Origin of the sequence: Lysinibacillus odysseyi 34hs-1 = NBRC 100172 (assembly GCF_001591965.1) — a bacterium.
In the GTDB taxonomy this organism is placed as follows: Bacteria; Bacillota; Bacilli; order Bacillales_A; family Planococcaceae; genus Lysinibacillus_B; species Lysinibacillus_B odysseyi.
The window spans coordinates 153,121-162,569 of the sequence record NZ_BCVX01000014.1; the positions used below are offsets into that span (position 1 = coordinate 153,121).

Annotated in this window: 16 protein-coding genes; 2 read left to right on the forward strand and 14 right to left on the reverse strand. The window is 40.6% G+C overall.

Features of this window, described 5'->3' with window-relative positions:
* Positions 1–3 precede the first annotated feature (3 nt).
* Positions 4–885 (reverse strand): helix-turn-helix domain-containing protein, encoded by an 882-nt coding sequence (locus tag BOD01S_RS20085; protein ID WP_036152223.1) that lies wholly within the window; start codon positions 883–885, stop codon positions 4–6.
* Between the two features lie 203 nt (positions 886–1,088).
* Here BOD01S_RS20085 and BOD01S_RS20090 point away from each other — a divergent pair, with 203 nt between their 5' ends.
* Positions 1,089–1,319 (forward strand): helix-turn-helix domain-containing protein, encoded by a 231-nt coding sequence (locus BOD01S_RS20090; RefSeq protein WP_233153172.1) that lies wholly within the window; start codon positions 1,089–1,091, stop codon positions 1,317–1,319.
* Positions 1,320–1,407: 88 nt separating this feature from the next.
* Positions 1,408–2,172 carry a hypothetical protein gene (locus tag BOD01S_RS20095; RefSeq protein WP_052124734.1) on the forward strand — a complete coding sequence of 255 codons (765 nt, stop codon included), beginning with the start codon at positions 1,408–1,410 and terminating at the stop codon, positions 2,170–2,172.
* 41 nt (positions 2,173–2,213) lie between these two features.
* On the opposite strand, the gene BOD01S_RS20100 is transcribed toward BOD01S_RS20095, so the two are convergent.
* From BOD01S_RS20100 to BOD01S_RS23440, 13 genes are all read right to left on the reverse strand, one after another.
* A complete protein-coding gene (locus BOD01S_RS20100) occupies positions 2,214–2,582 on the reverse strand; it encodes a hypothetical protein (RefSeq protein WP_036152221.1) in 369 nt (122 codons plus the stop codon).
* Between the two features lie 15 nt (positions 2,583–2,597).
* Positions 2,598–2,864, reverse strand: a complete 267-nt coding sequence (locus BOD01S_RS20105; protein WP_036152219.1) for a hypothetical protein — start codon at positions 2,862–2,864, stop codon at positions 2,598–2,600.
* Between the two features lie 227 nt (positions 2,865–3,091).
* Positions 3,092–3,763: a M15 family metallopeptidase gene (locus BOD01S_RS20110; RefSeq protein ID WP_036152217.1), complete on the reverse strand. Its 672-nt coding sequence runs from the start codon at positions 3,761–3,763 to the stop codon at positions 3,092–3,094.
* Positions 3,757–4,047 (reverse strand): phage holin, encoded by a 291-nt coding sequence (locus BOD01S_RS20115; protein ID WP_233153170.1) that lies wholly within the window; start codon positions 4,045–4,047, stop codon positions 3,757–3,759. The genes BOD01S_RS20110 and BOD01S_RS20115 overlap by 7 nt, the downstream gene beginning before the upstream one ends.
* Positions 4,047–4,535, reverse strand: coding sequence for a hypothetical protein (locus BOD01S_RS20120; protein ID WP_036152215.1), 489 nt, complete (start codon positions 4,533–4,535; stop codon positions 4,047–4,049). Before BOD01S_RS20120 ends, BOD01S_RS20115 begins: the two co-directional genes overlap by 1 nt.
* 62 nt (positions 4,536–4,597) lie before the next feature.
* The gene (locus BOD01S_RS23105; RefSeq protein ID WP_156117010.1) at positions 4,598–4,756 is read right to left on the reverse strand and encodes a hypothetical protein; all 159 of its coding nucleotides are present in this window, start codon (positions 4,754–4,756) and stop codon (positions 4,598–4,600) included.
* Between the two features lie 50 nt (positions 4,757–4,806).
* Positions 4,807–4,977: a hypothetical protein gene (locus tag BOD01S_RS23110; protein ID WP_156117009.1), complete on the reverse strand. Its 171-nt coding sequence runs from the start codon at positions 4,975–4,977 to the stop codon at positions 4,807–4,809.
* 24 nt (positions 4,978–5,001) lie between these two features.
* Positions 5,002–5,292 carry a hypothetical protein gene (locus BOD01S_RS20125; RefSeq protein ID WP_156117008.1) on the reverse strand — a complete coding sequence of 97 codons (291 nt, stop codon included), beginning with the start codon at positions 5,290–5,292 and terminating at the stop codon, positions 5,002–5,004.
* Between the two features lie 38 nt (positions 5,293–5,330).
* Positions 5,331–6,326 carry a hypothetical protein gene (locus BOD01S_RS23875; protein WP_052124733.1) on the reverse strand — a complete coding sequence of 332 codons (996 nt, stop codon included), beginning with the start codon at positions 6,324–6,326 and terminating at the stop codon, positions 5,331–5,333.
* Entirely contained in the window at positions 6,326–7,222 is an 897-nt protein-coding gene (locus BOD01S_RS20135; RefSeq protein WP_052124732.1) for a hypothetical protein, read from the reverse strand. The genes BOD01S_RS23875 and BOD01S_RS20135 overlap by 1 nt, the downstream gene beginning before the upstream one ends.
* Complete coding sequence (locus BOD01S_RS20140) at positions 7,223–8,320, reverse strand: siphovirus ReqiPepy6 Gp37-like family protein (RefSeq protein WP_063180395.1); 1,098 nt, start codon at positions 8,318–8,320, stop codon at positions 7,223–7,225. It abuts the gene before it with no gap.
* Positions 8,321–8,322: 2 nt separating this feature from the next.
* A complete protein-coding gene (locus tag BOD01S_RS20145) occupies positions 8,323–9,198 on the reverse strand; it encodes a phage tail domain-containing protein (protein WP_036150107.1) in 876 nt (291 codons plus the stop codon).
* 13 nt (positions 9,199–9,211) lie between these two features.
* A partial coding sequence (locus tag BOD01S_RS23440; RefSeq protein ID WP_169804329.1) for a hypothetical protein occupies positions 9,212–9,449 on the reverse strand: 238 nt, incomplete at its 5' end.

The window sequence follows — 9,449 nt, forward strand, 5'->3', positions numbered from 1 at the left end:
CTCCTACCATTCCAGCCAATTCTCTATTGGCGTATAGTCGTTTATTTCATAAGTGCTTTCACGTTCACTCAACCAATCGTAAAACGGTACCGGGCGCTCTTTATGCTGTTCGTCCTCCACAGTTATAGAAGTAGCAGCTGGACGTTTTATACGCTCTATAGCTTTTCCATAAGCGCCTACGAATATCGCTCGTAATGTACCCGTAACCGTTAACGTACCGTTGGCGATATCCCGAGCAATATTTACAATGACATCCTTTGCTTGATGGAAAGCCGGAGCATTATCAATCTGTGATGCCAATACCATTTTGTGTAGCTCATCTTTGAGTTGATCTGCTAATGGTAATGAGTACATGAAATCGTAAAGTATCTGCTGCCATTCATTCATCCATTCCTTACGAGCTTCCTTTTCAGCATGAGTGTTATTATATATTTCCTGTAAAGAGCTTGTTTTTAAAAGACTAAAAGAGCTAAATGATTGGTTCTCTGTGGAAGGCTCACAATCGTTGTCGTTATTGACTTCCTGCGCTGTCTCCCGTTGTATCAAAGTCGATGTGTCATCATAAGGTAAAAGCTTATAAATGCTTGCTCCTTTGATACCGTTCATCTTTGTCTGCTTCACTTTTTCAATGATGTTCAACTCAGTTAGCTTCTTAATTGCTCTCATTACTGTGCTACGAGATGTGCCCGTTGCTTCAGCGATTGTTTCAGCTTTCAAGTGACTAGCGCCTGGATAAGCGAGTGATCGGCTAGCAAGTGCAAAAACGATAGCTCGCTCTGATTCCGTTAAGCTGTAGTAATGCTGCTGGATATGCTGCTCAACTGCAACGTCCATGTCGTCTACAGATTTAAATGTTGCGTATGCTGCCAAGTATTCGAATGCCATTTGTTTCACCTCCATTCATTATTCATTCATTCGTGAATTAACTTACCTTTTAAATAAATTTATTCATCCAAAAGCTATACAAATTCACTTGTTGAGTATATAATATAACTAATAAATTAATTTGTAAAGAATTAAATTTCACTTTTCAGTGAATTATTTTTCTTCCAAGGTGAAAATGAGATAAAATGGAGGTGTAAACATTGATGAAAGTGAGCGAAAACGTAATGGGCGTAGCTAAAAAAATCAAAATGTTAGTTGTGGCAAATGAAATTACAATGAAGGATTTAGCAGAACGATTAGGCACTTCCCAGCCGAATTTGTCTAATAAGTTGAAACGGGATAATTTCAGTGAAAAAGAATTGGAAGAGATTGCTGCTGTTTGCAACGCAAAGGTCGAAATAAACTTTATAACAGAGGACGGAACGAAGATTTAAGCAGACGACAAATAAGGGTTGTCTGTTTTTTATTGTGTACTTTCTTGGTTTAATTTTCTAAAATGGAAAACATAAGGGAGGTTATACAATGAAGAAGTTATTTTACATCGGTGCATTATCGGCCCTGTTGTTAGCTGCATGTGGGGGATCTGACAAAGAGGCAGCAGTAACAGTCACGCCGGATGAATTTAACAAATTAGAAAAAGGTATGAGTTTAGAGGAAGTAAGTAAAATTATAGGGGATGCATCAGAAAATCTTGATGAAAAGGAAAACGATGATCTATTGTTAACCTTGGACTATGATGGGAAAAACGGAGTAGAAAAAGATTCCTCTGTACATCTTATTTTTTACGATGGAAAATTGGATACTATCATAGAAAACGGTTTAATAAGCAAAGAAGAGGAACCGGCGACTACAGAACCAGAAGATCAAGAAGAAGGACCTTCTGAAGATCAAACTGCCACTATAGAAGCTTTTCAATCAAATGATTTTATGAAGTTTGCTAATGCTTTCTATGATTTGACTGGACCTGAACGTTCTGAGGTCTACAGCTCCACTGTGGAAGGCGCTACCGTTACTTGGACAGGCACAATCGCTGATTTAGAAACAATCAAAGACAGCATTGTCGTAATGGGTAAAATGGATGCTTATAACGGTGCCGACTGGACCACTTTAGGTAACGAAAACGCTGATTTGATTCCTTATGTGATTATCGTTGAAATGAGCGACCCGTCTGTTAAATCCGAACTTAAAAAAGGTGATCCGATTACAGTGAAGGGCGAAATTGGAGCCCGTGGCGATAAGGAAGCCCAATTTAACTGGAAATTATACAAAGGCGAAGTTGTTAAATAAATATAAAATGGCCCTCCACAATTAATCTGTGGAAGGCTTTTTTATCGCATATCCTCTGGTGTTCTATACGGCATCCCCAGCAGCCGCTTCATTTCTTCCATGCACCAGTTCCTGAGAGCGATGTTTGAGTATCTATAATGATGTGTCTCTCCTCTCACCAATATAGCGTACTCCGTAAACATACCATCGTTGGAGCTGGAGGCGATCTTACAGCCGTCTTTGGAGAGGTCCTTTTTAACCTTCACGATATCAGAAAACACTTCTTTAGATTTTACCTCGTACCACTCTTCCATAACGGGTGCCATTTTTAAGCCGGTCAACCGCGCCTTGTCATATTCCAATGTTTTAAGGGTAAGCTCCAGAATGATTAAATTATGTACAATCGATTTTAACTCAAAGATATGTCGCATTGAATTACCCTCCAGTCATTCTGCATCCATTATGGTACGAAGCTTCTGCAGCTGGTAAATTACTGCATCCAGGCTTTCAGTTTTATGAAATATCAGGGATATTGGAGCATCATTGATTTTCATTATAGTTTCATCTGTATAAATGTGGGCTCCTATTGGTAACTGTTCGTTCTCTACAAATTGCACAACTCCGGGAATACAACCCTTTTTGCCGCCTATCTTTACCTGAATATCTCCGGTTCCAAATACCACTTGTATGTTTTCATCTGCTTTTATTGGCATTTATATCCCTCATTTATTTTCTTGTTATGATTAATAATAGAACGGACGTTCCTGTATTACAATAGGAGAAATAAAAAATCCTCAAGTAAGTTGTCCGGGATGACGTGTACTTGAGGATTCAAGGAGCAGGAGTATACCTGCCTATATATACTTCTATATTGCCATTCTTTTTCCTTCTATAAAGGTAAAAAGCCCGCTACCTACTTTTTCAGGTAACGGGCTTCATTTTATTTATTACGGCGTTGATTAATGGTAATGTACAGACCCAACAAACGGTCAGATGTCATTGTACCATTCTGTAAATCCTTCAAATGTGAAGATTGGATGATACCCTCTTTAACCGCTGCAGCAATAAAGTTTTCTGTTTCTGTACGCATTGCCGGTGAACCCGGATTCCATGTTTGTGGCATCTTGATTGCCTCCTTTTTAGGTTTGTCTTCCACAATTAATTGCACTTTCAACTTGCTGTTTGACGGTACGATGACCTGTCCCTCTAACTTGTAACCTTTCGGTATTGCCCAATTTGCTTTCACTTCAAAGTGTGGACGGTCAATATTGCTTTTCCAGTCTCCACCCCATGTAATACCTAACTTACGGGCAATAGCTCCTACCTTATTAAGGGTCAAAATATCATATAAAGATGATGGATGGCTACAGGCAATGTCCCATGCTAAACGGCTGCTATGGTTACTGTTGAGCGTCCATGTAACAATCAAACCTGGACGGGTACGCCCTTGTTGGTAAAGGTATTTTTGACGCTCTGGACTGCGATAAGTCTCAGTGATAAAAATATTTCGAATGCCGGCTTTATAACACTCTTGAAACAACAACCTACAGGCTGTCTGGGCATTTGATTTAAGCTCAGACAAGTCCCGGCATGTTTGAGTAATACTTACCATTTGCTATCATCCTTTTTAGGCTCGTCATATCGCATAGCTCGATTACTGTCACTAATCCCTCTTGTCGTCGGGTCAATTAAAAAAGTCGCTACAGACACGATAACTGTAACGACTACGTATGGGTTTAATATGGCTTGTTTAGCAACAGCTCCTACCATCGACCAAGATGTCAGATCATCGGCGTTGATACCGAAGTACACGCCGACTGGGGCGACTATTGCCAATATTAAAGCGACATAGAAATAAGGGTTTTTAAATCGTACTTTCCAGTTAATTTTCATCATTATTGCCCTCCTACCATTCTTAAAATGGATTCAATTATTAAATAAAAAATACCGCCAGAGACGACAACCTTACCGAGTAACTCCCACCTTTTTTCGGCATTGGATTTTTTTAAAGCATGCTCGGATAGGCTTATTTCATGGACACGCTTACGGTCAGCTTCTTTGCTATCATCGCGCGCTTTAATAAGTTCCCATTGCTTCGACATCGTGTCACGGAAAAACTCTTGCTGAGTCTGGCTGCTCTGTAAAATTGTTGACTTCAACTCTGTATTTTGCAGAACTACATTGCTCATTTGAGACGAAAGTAAATCTAATTTTTCAGTTTGCTTTTTATCATTCTCTTCTAACTTTCTAAAGTTAGTTTTCAGTTCATCGATACTTTTCTCATGGGCTTCAATGATTTGCTCATGTGTATCAATAGCCTCCCCGTGTTTTTTTACGGTTTCGAACATGGATGGATCACCACCAGTTTTAATTTGCGTTGGCATCCTCACTCCCCCAATTCATTGCAATATAAAAGCCCTCCACAGTTGATTGTGGAAGGCAAAGATTATTCTTTCACTGTTTTGTCGATATACCAAACAATGAACTTATATCCGATATACGGAATTAGCAAAACTAGTATAAAAACAAACGGTGCAACACCATATTTAACTGTGATAACAATTAAGGATATAATCATTAACACCCAGAATAAATAATCGAGCATATTATCCTCCTTGTTTTAGACATAAAAAATAACGCTAGCTTATGCTGCGTTTACTCTACCGGTTGTTCTTGTTGTGCATTCATCATATCCATTAATTCTTGATATTGCTCGATTGTAATACGATTGTATGATACATATAAATCCAATAACGTCGCCATTTGAGTTGGATTGTAGTTCCCACTTGCGATTACTTTCTTTGCGTTTATATACGTGATATTCATATTTATTCCCCTCCGGTTAAATTATTATTTTGGTTGTGCTGCCAAGATCTCAATTAAAAACGATGTATAGTCTACTTGCAGTTGAGTATAAGCCACTGTCATTTCAATAACCTCTAACCTTTGTTCAATTGTCCGTTCTTCAGTTGGTTGCTCAACAGAAGGTGGTTCTACTGTATCCGATGGCTCAGTGAATTTTCCGCTTGCTGCATCGTAAACATACCCTTCTTTCACAACACCCTTATAGTTAGTTATATCCACAATGACGATGGGTGGAGCAAGTTCTGGATACTTATCGTAGTAACTAATATTCATCACTATTCTATTTAAAACGATAGCTACTTTAAACACACTTATCACCCCCATTCGATGAGTAGTAGACCGGGTTTACCTTGAGTGCCATCCTGACCCTTCTCTCCACTTTGACCGGGTATTCCTTGAATGTTAGTGCCGGTTCCCCCTGCCCCACCTTTGCCGCCAACCCCACCTAAACCTGTGAGGTCGTGAGAGAGCGAATGAAATAACCGTAGGTAGTTATTGATCAATGTTCTTTCGGCTGACGTGTTGTTTATAACAGGTTTGGGATTACCGCCTACTCCGCCTGCTCCCCCTCCGCTAACACCGTTGCCTCCATCATTACCACCCCCGTTTGAAGTGAGATGACAAGCATACATATTTGGTAGTAAATTTATTGTTCTTTCATAAGAAACTCCGTTTAATGTCATTGTTGTGTTACCTGTATCTAAACTTCCTCGTCCACCAATTCCAATTTGACCAGGAACATTGCTAGTTCCTGTAAATATTGAGTTTGTACCTCCTCTTGCTTCCGTTGTTGGCACATTACCCCCAATACCGCCCATAAACGTAAGGTATGTTCCGAAAGATGTTGGTTTTCCATTCGAACCTTTTTGAGGTAATTGGCCGGGATTTCCAGTCGAACCAACAACTCCAACTCCTCCATTACCTCCTGGGCTGCCCGCCCCTCCTTCTCCAATAGTTACAGTTATTTCGGTTTCATTCGACGGGATAGAAACAGGGATTCTAAAACCAAAGTAACCATGTCCTCCATTACCCCCGGCTCCTCCACCGCCTCCGGCTCCTCCATATTGATTACTCTGGCTACCACCTCCGGCACCACCTCCGCCGCCCCCAGCTCCTCCGCCGCCTGCTCCAAAACCAGTAATATAAAATCTTGATACACCTTGCGGCACCTTAAACGTATAGACACCTGCTTCAGTAAAAATAGCATGGCCTGCTTTTTGGCTAACTTTAGATGGCAATCCTTCAACAATACCTTTAACGTCTTCAATTTGTTCGTACGTAGGTAAATTTACAATAATATCTTCTGCCATTATTCAACAACCTCCCTCATTACACTGGACATACAATTCAGCACCGGATTGTATACCCAACCATGCATGTATACTTTCCCATTAAATAAAATTTTATGAGGCAATGAAGCGTCCTTATGATCCTCAATCATGTTAAATAGATTCCCGGCAGCATCTTCGCTCAATTTGTTTTTTATCGTCTCAAACCATGTATCAAAACCATTTTTACGCCCTTCTAGCCATGTATAATAAAGTTGCTCCTCTGCTTGTCGCCACGCTGTAAAATCGTTTTCCTGTGCATCAATCCATTGCTCTAACGCTGTCGTTACATTTGTCTGCCAAGTTAAAAATTCTCCGGCCTTTGTAACAGAATAATTATCAAACCATGATTGATACTGATTAAAAATGGTTGTGGTATCAACTTGATCAACCACACCATGCATAAGGCCACATAGTGCTCTATTTAGACGTTGGTCAGTAATGGCTCCTTGTGTAAGAGTAAGAGCTCCTTTTGCTACGTAAATATCAGCAAGCGCCAATTCATAAGCGTCCGCGTCCCGTTTTAAAGGTGGAGCTACGGGAGAAGCAGATAAAGTACCCGACTTAACACTTACACTCATTTTTCGCTCGATATAATCACATCTAACTACAATACGATCAATACGATTTAATGTTGTATCAGCTTTATTCAGTTCATAGATGTAATCCTCATCGTTAACGAGATACCGACCATTAATCCATGCTTTACCAGGGCGAACAATAATTCTCATTGAATCTCCTGCAGCAAATATCTGCAAGCAATCAGATGGATTGACAAAAATACCATTGCCGATGAATGTCGCAAAATACTGCGCGAAGTCCTCCGCCTTATAACGTCGGTCTCCATAAATTGAATTGAATATACCGAATTTCATCATTTATTTCACCATCCTTTTTAATGCCTGTGGGAGAGTAGGAACAGATTTCCCTACCGTCACATAAATTGATTTTCCATCCTCTTTAAAGACTTCATCTGCTTGCATCACCCGACTGTTCATGAGCACATTCAGCTCGTCGTCCTTGATTGTGATAATATCTCCAAGAAAGAAGTCTTCGTTGTATTTCGTATTTTCCTTCGTTACATCCAGTTCACAGTCAAAGCCGATGAACTCTGTGTATTCGCTTTTCTTTTCTTCACCCCTAGCTACCAATAAGGAAGTGTATTCTGATGCCGGTATACTTACCTGCGTACCATTTACATCCCGAGTGTCCGAGATGTCTCTGGCATCCACAAACAGCTCCCTGCGCTGTAGTCCTTGATTAGTCCCTCCGATAATAGCCGTTTTACGTGCAGGCCCCTCTCCGGCTCCAGCGATAAGGACCGTGTTTTTAAAGTCGTTATCCGCTTCTTCATAGGTACGTTTCAGCAAATTGCTTCGGCTTTTCGAAAGGATGATACGTGGATTGACAAGCTGGTTAATCGTTCGATTTGTTCCTTCATAGAAGTCGTATTGCAAGGTCCGTCCATTGAAAAGGCAGCGTACACCGATATCATGTGTTCCACAGAGATTTTCACAGACTGTATATACATCCTTATCGGTAATTTGTTGCTGGATGGCGGAGCCGATATTTTTGGCAGCCGCTAATTGCACCTGAGATATCTTTCTTGATGCATCTGCCGGGTTAATCATTGTCGATATAATTGCCTGACGCATAATCATTTCAGGCGTAGCATTGAAATCATATTGCCCCCATAAAATACGTCGGTCTGTCCAACGAAAGAGCGAGAAGCATTTGACTACGAGCTGATCTACGCCGTCACCATCATTGAATCCTCGATAATACACATACATAGCTTCGTTATCATCCTGCCGGAAAATAATATTTCCTTTCTTAAGGAGTTCAATGTTCTTCGGCGTGACATCCACATGCAATTCTGCTTCACTGCCTGGCCCATACTTTTTCCTCCACAGGAGATAAGAAAAGTTTCCGATAAAGCCTAAACGTTCAAATTTATCGTTACATACATATAACATGCTTACACCCCCACAAACTGAGGCGTAAAGTAAATGGCTACCTCTAGGTTTGATACAAATTGTGCTGCATCATAGCGAATCAAATTATCACCGACATCCACACTGAGTTGAATATCCGAATCGTAAGACAGGTAATTGAAATAATTTATCTCTACACCATTTCGTTCTAGGATGGCATACTCATTCCCACGCTTCGTATTAACCGTGACAATATCGCCACCTTGTAAAGTGGCTTCGATTTTAACAATCCGCCCAGTATCCACTACTTCAATATAGGGCTCCACCACACTTCCAATCGCTTTGAACTGAATACGTAATGGCGACGTTGTATCACTGTCATTAAACACATTCACTACATTGTTAGGCTCCCGGTATCCCATTTCAATACCGTCACCCTCTGCATCGATTTCCAATTCAAACTCAAATGCCGGTACCCACATGGCGATTTCAAACTTTTGCTCCTCGGTATACCACCAAGGATTCGGGCATAAGAACGATATCATGAATTCCGGGATAATATGGCGACTGATTACAGGTGTTTTCTCAACCTTGCAATCGATATAGCGAACAATGTCACCATTGGTATATTTCAACGTGAATGAATGTTTCGGATTAAAGAACCGAATCATCTGCTGCCGGTTGATATCCTTGTCCAGTCGGATACGGCCCTCAATGACAATATTCCGCTCTCGCACACTGGAACCTTTGATATTGGTTCCATCTTCGTTATAATTTTTGACATTGTAGAACTCATTTTCCAATGCTCCTAAACCATCAGCCTTGTCCAGATAAAAAGGGCTAGACACGGATATTTCGAATGTCTGCCCTCGATGATTATCGAATATTAATTTTTCTCGTCGCTGGAAAGACTCAATCATGCTCTAGCCCCCTTTATAGCTGTAGTCCCATTTCTTTTAAGGCATTCCGTGAGAGTCTTGCCGTTTCATACGGATCTAACGGTCTTGGACTTGTAATGGAGAAATGGTAGTGATTTTCAGTATTTGTTGTAGATGTGGAAGACGATGTATTATACTGCGCTGTTCCAAATGCTACAGACTTTTCAGCGCTGCTTGCAAGCGAACCATATACATTGTTCATTGCCGCCTGCAATCGACCACTGGACTGTTCC